The sequence below is a fragment of the Pseudomonas sp. BJa3 genome (assembly GCF_026343815.1).
In the GTDB taxonomy this organism is placed as follows: Bacteria; Pseudomonadota; Gammaproteobacteria; order Pseudomonadales; family Pseudomonadaceae; genus Aquipseudomonas; species Aquipseudomonas soli.
This window is the reverse complement of record NZ_JAOXMC010000008.1, coordinates 272,716-287,238: the sequence shown is the minus strand read 5'-3', so window position 1 is coordinate 287,238 and position 14,523 is coordinate 272,716. Positions and strand designations below refer to the sequence as shown.

Below are 14,523 nucleotides of genomic sequence, written 5' to 3'. Positions count from 1 at the left end.
TGGTCGGTGTTCGCGGGGCAAGCCCGCTCCCACGCCCTCCGCTCCCATACTTGATTCCAAAGGACGCCCCATGACCCTGACAGGCAACCTGCTGATCGGCCAGCGTGCCGTGCCCGGCAACCGCGAAACAATCCGCGCCATCGATCCGAGCAGCAACCAGGCCCTGGAACCCGCCTATGCCGGCGCCAGCAGCGAACAGATGGCTCAGGCCTGCACCCTGGCCTGGGCGGCATTCGATACCTACCGCGAAACACCTCTCGAACAACGCGCCGGTTTTCTCGAAACCATCGCCGAACAGATCGAAGCCCTGGGCGATGCGTTGATCGACCGCGCCCACGCCGAGACCGGCCTGCCCAAGGCCCGCCTGCTGGGTGAACGTGGCCGCACCTGTGCCCAGCTGCGCACCTTCGCCCGGGTGGTACGCGCCGGTGAGTGGCTGGATGTGCGCGTGGACAATGCCCTGCCCGAGCGCCAGCCGCTGCCCCGCCCGGACCTGCGCCAACGCCAGGTGGCCCTGGGCCCGGTGGCGGTGTTTGGCGCCAGTAACTTCCCGCTGGCCTTCTCGGTAGCCGGCGGCGACACCGCCTCGGCACTGGCCGCGGGCTGCCCGGTGGTGGTCAAGGCCCACGGCGCCCACCCCGGCACCAGCGAACTGGTTGGCCTGGCCGTGGCCCGGGCAGTCGCGCAGTGCGAACTGCCCGAAGGCGTGTTTTCCCTGTTGTACGGCGCGGGCCGTGAAGTGGGCATCGGCCTGGTCACTGATCCACGCATCAAGGCGGTCGGTTTCACCGGTTCGCGCAGCGGAGGCCTCGCCCTTTGCCAGGCGGCCCAGGCGCGCCCGGAGCCAATCCCGGTCTATGCCGAAATGAGCGCTATCAACCCGGTGTTCCTGTTCGATGGCGCCTTGCGCTCGCGCAGTGAAACCCTGGCGCAAGGCTTTGTCACTTCGCTGACCCAAGGCGCCGGCCAGTTCTGCACCAATCCCGGGCTGGTGGTCGCCCGGCAGGGCCCGGCCCTCGAGCACTTCCTGGTTGTCGCCAGCGCCCATGTTGGCCAAGCGGCGGCGCAGACCATGCTCACCCCGGCTATCGCCGATGCCTATGCTGACGGCGTGGCAGCACTGAGCGAGAACCAAAACGCCCGCTGCGCGGCGAACAGCCTGCCGGCACAGGGGCCGAACCAGTGCCAGGCTCAGTTGTTCGTCACCACCGCGCAGGCGTTTCTTGCCGACCCTACGCTGCAAGCCGAAGTGTTCGGCGCCGCCTCGCTGGTGGTGGCATGCGACAACGATGAGCAAATCCGCCAGGTGGCCGAGCATCTGGAAGGCCAACTGACCGCCACCCTGCACCTCGACGAGGCCGATCTGGACAGAGCCCGCCGCCTGCTGCCAACTCTCGAACGCAAGGCCGGCCGAATTCTGGTCAATGGCTGGCCGACCGGAGTTGAGGTCAGCGACGCCATGGTCCATGGCGGCCCGTTCCCGGCCACCTCGGACGCCCGCAGTACCTCGGTGGGCACTGCGGCGATCCTGCGCTTCTTGCGCCCGGTGTGCTACCAGGACTTCCCCGACGCCCTGCTGCCCGGGGCATTGCAGCAGGCCAATCCGCTGCACCTGCGGCGGCTGCTCGATGGCCAGCGGGAAGCCTGAACCATGACCGCCACTGACACGGACATCGCCGTGGTCGGCGCCGGCATCGTCGGCGTCGCCTGCGCCCTGCAGCTGGCACGCCAGGGCCGCCGGGTGCTGCTGATCGATCGCCAGGCACCGGGCCATGGCGCTTCGTATGGCAACGCCGGGCACCTGGCCACCGAGCAGGTGTTTCCCATCGCCGACCTGTCGATCCTCAAGCGCCTGCCGGCGATGTTGCTGGACCCGATGGGCCCGCTGCGCCTGGACTGGAAGTACCTGCCCCGCGCCCTGCCCTGGTTCACCCGTCTCCTGCTGAACCTGCGCCCGGCGCCGTTCCAGCGCAGCGTGGCCGGCATTCGGGCGTTGAATGAAAACAGCCTTGGCGCCTGGCAACGGCTGCTCGCATCCATCGACCGCAGCCCCTTGCTCAAGGAAGACGGGTCGCTGCTGGTGTTCGAACGCCACGAATCGCGCCAGGCCCTCGCGGCGTTACGCGCCCGCATGCAGGCACAGGATGTACCCGTGGACCAGTGGTCGGCAGAGAAGGTGAGCGAAGCGGCGCCGCAGTTGAGCCCGTCGATCCTGGGTGGCCTGTTCTTCCCGCGTACCGGTCACTTCCTCGACCCCTATCATGTGGTCTGCGAACTGTTCAGCGCCGCAAGGGCCGGCGGCGTACGCTTTCTGCGCGCCGAGGTCAGTGGCGGCCGGGTGCATGGCCAGGGCGTCAGCCTTGCCAGCGACCAGGGCCCCGTCGAGGCCAGCCAGGTGTTGATCAGCGCTGGCGCCCACTCGGCCAAGCTCACCGCCACCCTGACCGGCCGGCGGGTGCCCCTGGATACCGAGCGCGGCTACCACCTGATGCTGCCGGCGGAGCAGCAGCGCCTGCCGTTTGCCGTCACCTCGCTGGAGCGCAAGTTCATCATGACGCCCATGGCCGACGGCCTGCGCCTGGCCGGCACGGTGGAGTTCGCCGGGCTCGAGGCGCCGCCGAGCATGCAGCGGGCGTGGCAACTGCACAGGTTGAGCAAGGGTTTGTTCCGGCGCGAACTGGATGCCGAGGGGGCGACGCCGTGGATGGGGTTCCGACCTTCGTTGCCGGATTCGCTGCCGGTGATCGACCGGGTGGCCGATGGCAAGGTGTTGCTGGCGTTCGGGCACCAGCACCTGGGGTTGACCCAGGCGGCGGTGACGGCGGAATGGATGGGGCGGTTGGTAAATGGCGAAGACTGCCCGCAAATCAGCGCCTACCGATTGAGCCGGTTTTGAAACCGGGGCCGCGTGGCGGCCCCTGCCTCACTCAGCGATAACGCTCGAGCCAGTGCGCATAAGGCGCTGGCAAGGTCCACGAGGCCTTGTCCACGCCCAGGGCCTTGGCAGCGGCATACGGCCAGTGCGGGTCAGCCAGGTGCGCACGCCCCACCGACACCAGGTCCAGCTGGTTGGCCTGCAGCGCGCCTTCGGCCAGCTCCGGGGTGCCGAAGCCCCAGGCCGAGGTCACCGGCAGCTTGGCCTCGCGACGCACACGTTCGGCGATCGGGCCCATGAACGCCGGCCCCCACGGGATGTTGGTCTCGGGAATGGTAAAGCCAACGCTGACGCTCAGCAGGTCCAGGCCACCGGCCTTGAACCGGCGCGCCAGTTCGATGGATTCCTGCAGGGTCTGCTCGTCACGGCCGTCATACTCCAGCACGCCGAAGCGAGCGGTCAGCGGCAGGTTCTCCGGCCACACCTCGCGCACGGCGGCCAGGGTTTCCAAAAGGAAGCGCGTGCGGTTGTCGAAGCTGCCGCCGTAGGCGTCGGTGCGCTGGTTGGAATGCTCGGAGAAGAAGCTCTGGCCCAGGTAACCATGGGCAAAATGCAGCTCGATCCATTCGAAACCGGCATCGCGGGCACGCCGTGCGGCATCGACGAAGTCTTGCTTGACCCGGGCGATATCGTCCAGGGTCATGGCCTTCGGCACTTTCGGCAGGTGGGCGCCGAAGGCGATGGCGGACGGGGCGATGGTGTCCCAGCCGCGGGCATCGTCGGCGGCGATGTGGTCGTCACCTTCCCAGGGGCGGTTGGCGCTGGCCTTGCGCCCGGCGTGGGCGATCTGGATGCCCGGCACGGAACCGGCGGCCTTGATCGCCTTGACCACCGGCACGAACGCCTGGGCCTGGGTGTCGTTCCAGATCCCGGCACAGCCGGGGGTGATGCGCCCTTCCGGGGACACCGCGGTGGCCTCGACCACCACCAGCCCGGCGCCACCACGGGCCAGGCCCGCATAATGCACCTGGTGCCAGTCATTGATCAGGCCATCTTCGGCCATGTACTGGCACATCGGCGGAATGGCGATGCGGTTGCGCAGGTTGACGTCTTTGAGGGCGTAGGGTTCGAACAATGCGGCCATGAGGTAACTCCAGGGATGGGGTTGGATACGATTGTTCGATCATATTCGAACTATGGCAATTTGTGAAACCCCCGTTATCATGTCAACCATGCGAGCCTATACCCACCCCAATCCCGAAGACCTGACGCTGGAGCGCTTGCTCTACGCGCTGAGCGACCCTGTGCGCATGGATATCGTGCGCCGCCTGGCGGGTGTCGCCGAAGCCAGCTGCGGCGAGCTGGACGGCGGCCGGCCCAAGTCGAGCATGTCCCATCACTTCCGTGTATTGCGTGACTCGGGGCTGGTGTACACCCGCAATGTCGGTACCACGCACATGAACTCGTTGCGCAGCGATGAGCTCGAAAGCCGTTTTCCAGGGTTGCTGGGCAGCATTCTCGAACAACGTTGAACCCCTGCCTGCCGCCGACGGGGCCGTTTCTCTCGATTATCCAGGCACAAAAAAACCACGAGGCCGCCAGGGGCGATCCTCGTGGTTGGTGTTGCCGGGCAAGCCCGGCCAACATGGGCCTTACAGCGCCATGTCGTTCGCAGGCTTGCTCTCGACCGGCGCGCCTGGGGCAGCGGTGGTCTTGACGCTCTGATCGAGCACCGGCGGCTTCTCAAGTTGCAGGACTTCAGCGGTGTAATCCCACTCTTTCTGGGTGGCAGCGGCCGAGTCGTTCAGCTTGGTACCGTAGCTCGGCACGATTTCCTTGATCTTGGCCTGCCATTCAGGGGTGGCGACCTTCTCCTTGAACACGGTTTCGAGCACGTTGAGCATGATCGGCGCGGCAGTCGAGGCACCTGGCGAGGCGCCCAGCAGGCCGGCGATGGTGCGGTCCTGGGAAGCCACGACCTCGGTGCCCAGCTTCAGCACGCCACCCTTCTCTTCGTCACGCTTGATGATCTGCACGCGCTGACCGGCCTGCCAAAGCTTCCAGTCTTCCTTCTTAGCGTTCGGGAAGTAGGTCTGCAGGGCGGCGAAACGGTCGTCGTCGGACTGCATCAGCTGGCCGGCGAGGTACTCGACCAGCGGGTACTGGTCGATGCCGACGCGGGCCATCGGCCAGACGTTGTGGGTGGTGGCGCTGCTCAGCAGGTCCAGGTACGAGCCGTTCTTCAGGAACTTGGTCGAGAAGGTGGCGAATGGCCCGAACAGGATCACGCGCTTGCCGTCCAGCACGCGGGTGTCCAGGTGCGGTACCGACATGGGTGGCGCGCCGGTCGAGGCGATGCCGTAGGCCTTGGCCATGTGCTGCATGGCAACGGTCGGGTTCTCGGTCACCAGGAACGAGCCACCAACCGGGAAGCCTGCGTATTCCTTGGCCTCGGGGATGCCCGACTTCTGCAGCAGCTTCAGCGCGCCGCCGCCGGCACCGATGAACAGGAACTTGGCGTCGGTGGCCGATTCGGTACCGTCCTTCAGGTTCTTGTACTCGACGTGCCAGGAGCCGTCTTCGTTGCGGGTGATGTCCTGCACTTCGGTGGACAGCTTCAGGTCGAAGTTCTTTTTGGTCTGCAGGCTGCCAACGAACTGGCGGGTGATCTCGCCGAAGTTGACGTCAGTGCCGATCGGGGTCCAGGTAACCGCCAGCTTCTGGTTCGGGTCACGGCCTTCCATCATCAGCGGGACCCACTTGGCGATCTGCGCGTGGTCCTCGGAATACTGCATCGGACGGAACAGCGGGCTGGCCTGCAGGGCGTCGTAGCGCTTCTTCAGGAACTTGATGTTGTCATCGCCCCAGACGAAGCTCATGTGCGGAGTGGTGTTGATGAACGAGTGCGGGTTCTTCAGCACGCCCTGGCGTACCTGCCAGGCCCAGAACTGGCGGGAGATCTGGAACGACTCGTTGATCTCGATGGCCTTGGTGATGTTGACCTTGCCGTCTTTGTCTTCCGGGGTGTAGTTCAGCTCGGCCAGCGCGGAGTGGCCGGTACCGGCGTTGTTCCAGCCGTTGGAGCTTTCTTCGGCGACGCCGTCCAGGCGCTCGACCATCTCCATCGACCAGCTTGGCTCCAGCTCGTTGAGCCAGACAGCCAGGGTGGAGCTCATGATGCCGCCGCCAACCAGCAGCACGTCGACTTTCTTGGTGTCGGCAGCGTGCGCTTGCATGAAGCTCGCCGCGACAGCCAGACCCAGCAAGGTCTTGCCAGCTTTCTTGAACATTGATCGATTCCAGTCAGTAGAACGGAGGGTGGGCCTGTGGCTGGCCCAGGTATTCCATGTTCTTCAGCGCAGGCTTGTTGTGATCATTGTTCAGCAGCCAGAGAGACATTGGACGCGCCAGCCTTTGGTCGGATTGACCGACAAGGCTGAAACGATTTACGGATTGTAACCGAATTGCCAGCACAAACAAACGCGGGCCGGGGCGTCAAGACGACAGGTTGCCACGCGACAAGCCACCACGCCCCGGAAAACAAAAACCCCCGGCCACATCCATGGTCGGGGGTCTTGGATCAGGCCGTGAACGGCCGGATCAGGGTAATCCCAAGATTACTGCTGCTGAGGCAGTTTATCGATCGGACCGCAGCCGCCGATGATCTTGGAGATGGAAACCGATGGGTGGAACAGGTAGTCGTACGAGCAGTTCTTAGGCTGGTTGTAGACCTGGCCGGTGCAGCCGGACAGCAGGGCAACGCCCGAAACGACAGCAACAGCGACAGTAGCTTTGATCAGCTTTTTCATAAAAATCCTTTAGTCCATGATCCACCATCAAACGGATGGCGCGCGGATCATACGGAAAAGGGCCGCGCAGTGAAAGCCATTAGTGCAACGCTGGCCCTGGGGTTACATACACTCACAAGTGTCCAGACTAAAACTAAGCCAGTTCAGCCACTGCTTAATCGTTACAGGATCGGTAGTTTGCATCGTCTGCGCCGAGCGGCCTGATCGAAGGCGACCACTTGATGCTTGAACTAGAAGAGGCAATGGAAAGCGCCGAGCTTGAATACGGTATTTTGCGTAGCGATTGGACAAGCCGGCAAGCGATCTCACCGAAATAGGGTTTGCGGCGCTAGTGAATGAAGCTGTTTTTTACAGCGAGGACAAGCAGTTTCATGGACTGGCAAATGTCGAAATCGTCTCTTCACCGCCGGTTTAAAAAAAAGCCCGCGCAAGGCGGGCAAAGAAGGGGGGTCGGTTAAATCTGGTGGCTGTAGAACAGCGAGTAGGATTCAATACCGTCGTTGGGCTGCTTGATCCCTGCGTTGGAATAATGAATGGCGCGAAGGCCTACCTTTTGGGTTTCACCAATTTTCAGGCCGGCCCCGAGACGGTCTTCGAAGTTGAACGCCGAGCCGAACTCTTGATCGCCTGCCGCCGTTCCGGAGAATACCGCGACACCAATGCCCGCTTCCACGAACGGTTTAATATGGCCGTTACCGAATTCATAGACAAAGACCGGAGCGAACGAAAGCGAGTGTGCTCCGCCGGAAGCATCACCAGCTTCCCAATAGGTGTAACCCGCGTCCCAGTAGCCAGTCAGGCGCCCTGTGCTCGACTCGAACCAGCTTTTATCCCAGTTAAAACCCAGGCCTGCACGAGCGGTGATGCCGCCTTGGCTCGTCGCGCCAATGGCACCAGATAACTCCGCAGCGCCAGTTGTCGCGGCAAAAAGGGACAGCATCGCCACAGCGATGAATGTTTTCATGATCACGGTCTTCCATGGTTTGTTTACTTGGCTAGCGATCAGAAGCAAAGTGACATCAAAACGTTCAATACTTTTAAATTTTTTTTGTCGCGTCTGCCGGAATGCTTGTAGACGCGGGTGCTCCTGACCGACTCGTCACTTGATTTGCTGAGTGTCCAGCGCCCACCAAAGATGCCGAGATGGCACGGCGCCAGCGGCTGATGACAAGCCTCCAGGGCGCGAAGCTGACGTAGGTCGACTATCGCACTCCTTGCTACCCTTCGGCATTCGAGTCGTTCGACAAGGGTCGGTCCAGGTCATCTCTGGCATGTAGCAGTCCATGGCCCCGGCGAGCGCTGTGCTCTCGTTATCGCGCATGTAGACGAAACGCGCAGGCAACATGTCGCCTTCGGCAGCCCATCGCCGGGCTCAGCCTTGGATCCGGGGGCAAGAGGTTGGGTTTTGCCTGCGATGGTTCTGGACGCGCCAGGCCTCGCCGCGCTTTTCGTGGTACGCCTCGGCGGGATGACTTCGAATGCTTGGAGGAATATCACCCTCCCCCCAAATGCACCCAAACGAAAAAAGCCCCGAGGGCTATACAGCGCTCGGGGCCTTCAATATGGCGGAGAGATAGGGATTTGAACCCTAGGTACTGTTGCCAGTACAACGGATTTCGAATCCGTCCCGTTCGACCACTCCGGCATCTCTCCAATGGCGCGCATCATACCAGCGATTTCGTTTCTGGCAAACCTTTTTTGAAAAAAATTCGCGTGGTATCAGGCGCTTGCGTGAACGCGCCGCTTACAGCGGCACGCCCAGGCGCTTGGCAACTTCTTCGTAGGCTTCGATCACGTCGCCCAGGCCCTGGCGGAAGCGGTCCTTGTCCATCTTCTTGCGGGTCTCTTTGTCCCACAGGCGGCAGCCGTCCGGGCTGAACTCGTCGCCGAGGACGATCTGGCCGTGGAACACGCCGAACTCCAGCTTGAAGTCGACCAGCAGCAGGCCTGCGTCGTCGAACAGCTTGCTCAGCACTTCGTTGACCTTCAACGACAGCTTCTTCATCTCCACCAGCTGCTCGGCGGTGCCCCAGCCGAAGGCGACAACGTGGGATTCGTTGATGAAGGGATCGCCCTTCTCGTCGTTCTTCAAGAACAGCTCGAAGGTGGACGGCTCCAGCTTGATGCCCTCCTCCACGCCCAGACGCTTGACCAGGCTGCCGGCGGCGTAGTTGCGTACCACGCACTCGACCGGGATCATGTCGAGCTTCTTAACCAGGCATTCGTTGTCGCCCAGCAGCTTGTCGAACTGGGTCGGCACGCCGGCTTCTTCGAGCTTCTGCATGATGAAGGCATTGAACTTGTTGTTCACCATGCCCTTGCGATCGAGTTGTTCGATGCGCTTGCCGTCGAACGCCGAGGTGTCGTTACGGAACAGCAGGATCAAGCGGTCGGCGTCGTCGGTCTTGTAAACCGATTTGGCCTTGCCGCGGTAGAGTTCGTCGCGTTTTTCCATGATGGGCTCCGCTTGCTTGAGTAGGTGGGCTAGGCGATTTGGCGCCAGTCGAGCCCTTGATCCTGATTCGCCACCTGGAGCCAGTCCGGGTCGCACCCGAGGGCGTCGACGAAGCACTGGCGGGCCAGATGTGGCAGGTTGTTCTTGCTGCTGAGGTGGGCCAGCACCAGGTGCTGCAGGTTTTGCCAGCCCAACTCGGCCACCAGGCTCGCGGCCTGGTGGTTGTTCAAATGTCCCTGGCTGCCGCCGACCCGCAGCTTGAGAAAGCGCGGGTAATGCCCACGAGCCAGCAGGTCGCGGCAATGGTTGGCTTCGATCAGCAGGGCATCGAGCCCCTGATAGCGCTCCAACAACTGCGCGTCGTAACTGCCCAGGTCGGTGAGCATACCGAAGCGGCGGCGACCGTCGCTGATCACGTACTGCAACGGCTCGTAGGCATCATGCTCGACCCGTGCCGCGCTGACCTGCAGATCGCCGATCTGCACGACATCGCCGCAACCGAGAAAACCGGCCACCTCCACCGGCTTGCGCATGCCGCGCAAGGTGCCCTGGCTGAGGTAGACCGGTACATTGTAGCGCCGTGACAGCACCCCCACGCCATGCACGTGGTCGGCATGTTCATGGGTCACCAGCACCGCGCTCAGCTGCGTGGCCGACACCCCGAGCAGCGACAGGCGCCGCTCGGTCTCGCGCAGGGAAAAGCCGCAATCGACCAGGATGACCGTGTCACCACTGGCGATAAGCGTGCCGTTTCCCTGGCTACCGCTTCCCAGAACCGCGAAGCGCACTTAGCCCAGGTGGTCCTGGATCGCGCTCAGCACGCGGCGGGCGACATCGGCCGGGGCCACGGTGTTGATGTTCTTCTCGACGGTCACCTGGACGTTATCACCCACCTTGCTCAGACGTACCTGATAGCGCTCGGCGCGGGCTTCACGCTCTTCCTTGCTCGGCTCGCTGCCGAACAGGCGGCTGAAGAAGCCAGGCTCCTTCTGCTTGTCGTCGGGTTTTTCGGACAGGTTGATGTAGTACAGGCCCAGGCTGCGGTTGATGTCCTCGACGCGCCACTCACCCTGCTCCAGGGCGCGGCCGACGCCGGACCAGGCGCGGTCCAGGTCGGACCCCAGGAACAGCACCGGGTTGCCGCTGCCGTCCTCGCTCAGGCTGACCTGGCTCGGGGCATCGAAGTCGCGCGCGGCCAGCAGCGAGACCGACCCGCCCTTCTCGGCGCTGCGGTTCATGCTGGCGAGCATTTCGTCGACCAGCAGGGCGTCGGTGCCGGTATTGCTGGAGGCGGAGGGGAAGTCAGGCTCGGCAGTGCTGCCGGCTGGGCGCTCGACGCTGACCACGTACACCTCGGAAGTGTTGCGCTGCACGCCGGGCTCCATGCGTACCCGCACGCGGACTTCGCTGTCCGGGCTGCTGGAGGTACTGGCCAGGCGCTGGCCGAGGGAGGCCGACAGTTCGTCGAAACGCTGCCAGGTGGTGTTGAATTCGCCGGTCTGCGGGCGCTCTTCAGCGATGCGGAAACCGTTGTCCTCAAAGAACTGGCGAGTCACCGGCCAGACTTCGGCAGGCGAGCGCTGGGCCAGCACCCAACGGCTGTTGCCGCTGCGCTGCAGGCTGAAATCGCTGATGTCGGCGGTGGCCGACAGCGGCTGTGGACGGGGTACCTCGAACTCGCCAGTGGCGCGATCGTCGGCCACGTTGCGCGGGATCGGCAGCAGCGGATCCAGGCGCTTGACGTTGCTGGCGTCCGGCGGCAGCTGCATCGGCGCGGTTGGCTGCGCCTGCAGGTAGTCGCTGCCACGGTCGCGGAAATAGCCATCCTCGCCCCACAGCCAGCCGCACCCGCTGGTGCTGGAAATGATCAGGGCGAGAGCGGAAAGACCAGCCAGTCGCTTCATGCGGTGTACTTCCTCGATTAAACCAGTACGCCGGACTGGCGCAAGGCAGTACGGACTTTTTCGTGACAGCCTTCGCTCAGCCAGGTCAGCGGCAGGCGGATACCTTGTTGCATCAGACCCATTTCAACCAGCGCCCATTTCACCGGGATCGGGTTGGCTTCGCAGAACAGGTCCTTGTGCAGCGGCATGAGTTTTTCGTTGATTGCGCGGGCCTTCTCGGCATTGCCCGCAAGGGCGGCCTCGCACAGGTCGGCCATTTCGCGCGGGGCGACGTTGGCGGTGACGGAGATGTTGCCCTTGCCGCCCATCAGGATCAGCTCGACGGCGGTCGGATCGTCGCCAGACAGGACGATGAAGTCCTTGTCGACGCCGTCCAGGATCTGTTTGGCACGGGCCAGGTCGCCAGTGGCTTCCTTGATGCCGATGATGTTCTTGACTTTCGACAGCCGGATCACGGTCTCGGCCTGCATGTCGCAGGAGGTGCGGCCGGGCACGTTGTACAGGATCTGCGGGATGTCGACGGCTTCGGCGATGTGCTTGAAATGCTGGAACAGGCCTTCCTGGGTCGGCTTGTTGTAGTACGGGACTACCAGCAGGCAGGCGTCGGCGCCAGCATTCTTGGCGTTCTGGGTCAGGTGCACGGCTTCGGCGGTGGAGTTGGCACCGGTACCGGCGATCACCGGGATCGGCTTCTTGCTGTGCTTGACCCGCTCAACCACGTGCTTGATGACCAGGATGTGTTCTTCGACATCCAGGGTGGCGGACTCGCCGGTGGTGCCGACAGCTACGATCGCGTGGGTGCCGTTTTCCAGGTGGAAGTCTACAAGTTTGTCGAGGCTTACCCAGTCCAGACGCCCTTGTGCATCCATGGGTGTGACCAACGCCACCATACTGCCCGCAATCATGTAATTGCTCCTGCCGGAAAAAGAGAGCGGTAATGGTACTGGCGCCATCGGCCTTGCACAAGCGAAGCAGGCGGGCGGAGCATTCCCCTTCGCGCCGCTTTTCGCTACCCTTGATCCTTTGATCGATACAGCGCGGCCCGTCGGGCCGTCGACAGTGCTCCTCGCCTGCGTCCACCGCCGCCTAAACTGGCCGGGGCCCTGCTGGAAAAGGAGGCTTGCCCCCGTCCTGTACCGACCGCTCATCGCTTTAGGAATGCTGCATGTCCACCCCCACCGTTCGCGAACAATTCCTCGTCATCAGCGCCCTGGGCCCCAACCCCATGGAGCTGGCCAACGTCCTCAGCCGCGCGGCCTTCGACAATCGCTGCGCGGTGGTCACCTCGCGCCTGTCGCGCCACGGCGAAACCAGCGCCCTGGTGCTGCAGGTCGGCGGCAGCTGGGATGCCCTGGCCCGCCTCGAGGCCACCCTGCCGGGCCTGGGCAAGAAGCACGGCCTGACGCTGGACGTGGTCCGCAGCGCCGACCAGGAGGTGCGCCCGCAGGCCCTGCCTTACGTGGCCTACGTCAGCGCCGCCTATCGCCCCGACATCATCAACGAGCTGTGCCAGTTCTTCCTCGACCACCGCGTCGAACTGGAAGCCATGACCTGCGACACCTACCTCGCCCCGCAGACCGGCAGCAGCATGCTCAACGCCCAGTTCACCGTGATCCTGCCAGCCGGCACCCAGATCAGTTGGCTGCGCGACCAGTTCCTCGACTTCGCCGACGCCCTGAACCTGGACGCGCTGATCGAACCGTGGCGCCCACAGAACCCTGTCTAAGGAAGCTCCCATGGCCGTAGCAATCGACCAACCCGTCGCCGATTTCCAGGTCCAGGCCACCAGCGGCCAGACCGTCAGCCTGGCTGAGCTGAAAGGCCAGCAAGTGGTGCTGTACTTCTACCCCAAGGACAGCACTCCGGGCTGCACCACCGAGGGCCAGGGTTTCCGCGACCAGCATGCGGCATTCCAGGCCGCCAACACCGTGGTGTTCGGCGTTTCGCGCGATGGCATCAAGTCCCATGAGAACTTCAAGGCCAAGCAGGCCTTCCCCTTCGAGCTGATCAGCGACAAGGACGAGGCGCTGTGCCAGCTGTTCGACGTGATCAAGCTGAAGAAGCTGTATGGCAAGGAGTACCTGGGCGTGGACCGCAGCACCTTCCTGATCGACAAGGACGGTGTGCTGCGCCAGGAATGGCGTGGGGTGAAGGTGCCCGGGCATGTGGATGCGGTACTGGCTGCGGCCGAGGCCTTGAACAAGGCCTGATACCGGATACCGTGGGAGCGGGCAAGCCCGCTCCCACGAGTAGCCCTAAAGCATCGGCGCCACAGACGTTTCCTGCCGCGGCCAGGCATCCAGCACCGCCTTGAACAGCGTCGCCAGCGGGATCGCGAAGAAGATCCCCCAGAACCCCCACAGCCCGCCGAACAGCAGCACCGCGCAGATGATCGCCACCGGGTGCAAGCTCACCGCCTCGGAAAACAGTAGCGGCACCAGCACGTTGCCATCGAGCGCCTGGATGATCGCGTACACCGCCATCAGGTAGATGAACTGGTCGCCCCAGCCCCACTGGAACAGCGCGATCAGGGTCACCGGCACCGTCACCACCACCGCGCCGACATACGGCACCACCACCGACAACCCCACCAGCAGCGCCAGCAAGGCGGCATAGTTGAGCCCCAGGCTGATGAAGGCGATATAGGTGGCAATCCCGCAGATCAGGATCTCGATGCCCTTGCCGCGGATATAGTTGGCGATCTGCCGGTTCATCTCGTCGCCCACCCGGTTGAGCAACGTGCGCTCACGCGGCAGGTAGCCACTGACCCAGCGCCCGATCAGCTCGCGATCCTTGAGGAAGAAAAACACCAGGATCGGCACCAGTACCAGGTAGATCATGGCATTGACCAGCAACGGCAGGCTCGACAAGGAGAAGGTCAACGCCCACTGGCCGAACTTGCCGATTTCACCGCGCACCGACTCGATGGCGCGCAGCACCTGCTCGTCCGACACCAGGTGCGGGTAGCGTTCGGGCAACAGCAGCAATAGCGACTGCCACTTGCCGAGCATGCCGGGCAGCTCGTTGAACAAGGTGATCAGCTGATGCCAGAGCAGCGGCACCAGCACCAGCATGAACACCGCCAGCGCACCCATGAACAGCGCGAACACCAGCCATACGGCCAGCCGCGTCGGCACCTTCAAGCGCTCCAGGGCATTGACCAGCCCCTGCATGAGAAACGCCAGGACCATGCCCGCCAGCACCGGCGCGAGCATGCCGCCCAGGGTTAGCACCACGGTGAAGGCCAGGAACAGCAGGACCGCCAGCACCACCGCCTCCTCGTCGGAGAAGTAGCGCTGCATCCAGTCGCGAAGTACTTTGAACATTGACGATCCTAGGTTCTGTACGAAAAGCCTTGAGACACAGGTCAGGCAAGGCGAAAACAGCCGCAGAACGGCCGGGGTCGCGCCCGACTGTACTAGAGTACATGAGCATTCCGAGGCTGTTTTCAACGCAGCATGAACAAGTCTCAAGGCTTTT

14 protein-coding genes and 1 tRNA gene are annotated in these 14,523 nt (G+C 63.4%); 5 read left to right on the top strand and 10 right to left on the bottom strand.

Annotated elements, in window-relative coordinates; genetic code table 11:
* The first annotated feature begins 70 nt into the window (after window positions 1-70).
* Window positions 71-1,648: an aldehyde dehydrogenase (NADP(+)) gene (locus OH705_RS12725; protein WP_267302315.1), complete on the top strand. Its 1,578-nt coding sequence runs from the start codon at window positions 71-73 to the stop codon at window positions 1,646-1,648.
* Between the two features lie 3 nt (window positions 1,649-1,651).
* On the top strand, window positions 1,652-2,896 hold the full coding sequence (locus OH705_RS12720; protein ID WP_267302314.1) for an NAD(P)/FAD-dependent oxidoreductase: 1,245 nt from the start codon (window positions 1,652-1,654) through the stop codon (window positions 2,894-2,896).
* Between the two features lie 31 nt (window positions 2,897-2,927).
* On the opposite strand, the gene OH705_RS12715 is transcribed toward OH705_RS12720, so the two are convergent.
* On the bottom strand, window positions 2,928-4,019 hold the full coding sequence (locus tag OH705_RS12715) for an NADH:flavin oxidoreductase/NADH oxidase (protein ID WP_267302313.1): 1,092 nt from the start codon (window positions 4,017-4,019) through the stop codon (window positions 2,928-2,930).
* A gap of 52 nt (window positions 4,020-4,071) precedes the next feature.
* Between OH705_RS12715 and OH705_RS12710 the strand changes: the two genes are divergently transcribed.
* On the top strand, window positions 4,072-4,407 hold the full coding sequence (locus OH705_RS12710; RefSeq protein WP_046856709.1) for an ArsR/SmtB family transcription factor: 336 nt from the start codon (window positions 4,072-4,074) through the stop codon (window positions 4,405-4,407).
* Window positions 4,408-4,527: 120 nt separating this feature from the next.
* Here OH705_RS12710 and mqo read toward each other — a convergent pair whose 3' ends face one another.
* The 8 genes from mqo to dapA all read right to left on the bottom strand — a co-directional run bounded on the left by mqo (window position 4,528) and on the right by dapA (window position 11,948).
* The gene (gene mqo, locus OH705_RS12705; protein WP_094010061.1) at window positions 4,528-6,165 is read right to left on the bottom strand and encodes a malate dehydrogenase (quinone); all 1,638 of its coding nucleotides are present in this window, start codon (window positions 6,163-6,165) and stop codon (window positions 4,528-4,530) included.
* A 327-nt stretch (window positions 6,166-6,492) separates the two neighbouring features.
* A complete protein-coding gene (locus tag OH705_RS12700; protein ID WP_023630554.1) occupies window positions 6,493-6,684 on the bottom strand; it encodes a DUF4223 family protein in 192 nt (63 codons plus the stop codon).
* Window positions 6,685-7,138: 454 nt separating this feature from the next.
* Entirely contained in the window at window positions 7,139-7,648 is a 510-nt protein-coding gene (locus OH705_RS12695; RefSeq protein ID WP_094010062.1) for an acyloxyacyl hydrolase, read from the bottom strand.
* A gap of 599 nt (window positions 7,649-8,247) precedes the next feature.
* Window positions 8,248-8,337: transfer RNA gene (locus tag OH705_RS12690), tRNA-Ser, on the bottom strand.
* A 91-nt stretch (window positions 8,338-8,428) separates the two neighbouring features.
* Window positions 8,429-9,139 (bottom strand): phosphoribosylaminoimidazolesuccinocarboxamide synthase, encoded by a 711-nt coding sequence (purC, locus tag OH705_RS12685; protein ID WP_011535129.1) that lies wholly within the window; start codon window positions 9,137-9,139, stop codon window positions 8,429-8,431.
* A gap of 29 nt (window positions 9,140-9,168) precedes the next feature.
* A complete protein-coding gene (locus tag OH705_RS12680; protein WP_267302312.1) occupies window positions 9,169-9,927 on the bottom strand; it encodes an MBL fold metallo-hydrolase in 759 nt (252 codons plus the stop codon).
* On the bottom strand, window positions 9,928-11,043 hold the full coding sequence (gene bamC, locus OH705_RS12675) for an outer membrane protein assembly factor BamC (protein ID WP_046856746.1): 1,116 nt from the start codon (window positions 11,041-11,043) through the stop codon (window positions 9,928-9,930). It lies immediately after the preceding gene.
* A 17-nt stretch (window positions 11,044-11,060) separates the two neighbouring features.
* Window positions 11,061-11,948, bottom strand: coding sequence for a 4-hydroxy-tetrahydrodipicolinate synthase (dapA, locus tag OH705_RS12670; protein ID WP_094010077.1), 888 nt, complete (start codon window positions 11,946-11,948; stop codon window positions 11,061-11,063).
* Window positions 11,949-12,208: 260 nt separating this feature from the next.
* Between dapA and OH705_RS12665 the strand changes: the two genes are divergently transcribed.
* Both OH705_RS12665 and OH705_RS12660 read left to right on the top strand, forming a co-directional pair.
* Window positions 12,209-12,769, top strand: a complete 561-nt coding sequence (locus OH705_RS12665; RefSeq protein ID WP_038705592.1) for a glycine cleavage system protein R — start codon at window positions 12,209-12,211, stop codon at window positions 12,767-12,769.
* A gap of 10 nt (window positions 12,770-12,779) precedes the next feature.
* Window positions 12,780-13,253 carry a peroxiredoxin gene (locus OH705_RS12660; RefSeq protein ID WP_023630922.1) on the top strand — a complete coding sequence of 158 codons (474 nt, stop codon included), beginning with the start codon at window positions 12,780-12,782 and terminating at the stop codon, window positions 13,251-13,253.
* A gap of 45 nt (window positions 13,254-13,298) precedes the next feature.
* Here OH705_RS12660 and OH705_RS12655 read toward each other — a convergent pair whose 3' ends face one another.
* Window positions 13,299-14,369 carry an AI-2E family transporter gene (locus OH705_RS12655; protein WP_023630921.1) on the bottom strand — a complete coding sequence of 357 codons (1,071 nt, stop codon included), beginning with the start codon at window positions 14,367-14,369 and terminating at the stop codon, window positions 13,299-13,301.
* Window positions 14,370-14,523: the final 154 nt, after the last annotated feature.

What these genes read in the sequence shown, in the direction of transcription:
- OH705_RS12695 (WP_094010062.1), bottom strand. Translation starts at nt 7,648, where the DNA reads ATGAAAACATTCATCGCTGTGGCGATGCTGTCCCTTTTTGCCGCGACA.
- mqo (WP_094010061.1), bottom strand. Translation starts at nt 6,165, where the DNA reads ATGTTCAAGAAAGCTGGCAAGACCTTGCTGGGTCTGGCTGTCGCGGCG.
- OH705_RS12720 (WP_267302314.1), top strand. Translation starts at nt 1,652, where the DNA reads ATGACCGCCACTGACACGGACATCGCCGTGGTCGGCGCCGGCATCGTC.
- OH705_RS12710 (WP_046856709.1), top strand. Translation starts at nt 4,072, where the DNA reads ATGGCAATTTGTGAAACCCCCGTTATCATGTCAACCATGCGAGCCTAT.
- OH705_RS12660 (WP_023630922.1), top strand. Translation starts at nt 12,780, where the DNA reads ATGGCCGTAGCAATCGACCAACCCGTCGCCGATTTCCAGGTCCAGGCC.
- OH705_RS12700 (WP_023630554.1), bottom strand. Translation starts at nt 6,684, where the DNA reads ATGAAAAAGCTGATCAAAGCTACTGTCGCTGTTGCTGTCGTTTCGGGC.
- OH705_RS12725 (WP_267302315.1), top strand. Translation starts at nt 71, where the DNA reads ATGACCCTGACAGGCAACCTGCTGATCGGCCAGCGTGCCGTGCCCGGC.
- OH705_RS12715 (WP_267302313.1), bottom strand. Translation starts at nt 4,019, where the DNA reads ATGGCCGCATTGTTCGAACCCTACGCCCTCAAAGACGTCAACCTGCGC.
- OH705_RS12665 (WP_038705592.1), top strand. Translation starts at nt 12,209, where the DNA reads ATGTCCACCCCCACCGTTCGCGAACAATTCCTCGTCATCAGCGCCCTG.
- OH705_RS12655 (WP_023630921.1), bottom strand. Translation starts at nt 14,369, where the DNA reads ATGTTCAAAGTACTTCGCGACTGGATGCAGCGCTACTTCTCCGACGAG.
- bamC (WP_046856746.1), bottom strand. Translation starts at nt 11,043, where the DNA reads ATGAAGCGACTGGCTGGTCTTTCCGCTCTCGCCCTGATCATTTCCAGC.
- dapA (WP_094010077.1), bottom strand. Translation starts at nt 11,948, where the DNA reads ATGATTGCGGGCAGTATGGTGGCGTTGGTCACACCCATGGATGCACAA.
- purC (WP_011535129.1), bottom strand. Translation starts at nt 9,139, where the DNA reads ATGGAAAAACGCGACGAACTCTACCGCGGCAAGGCCAAATCGGTTTAC.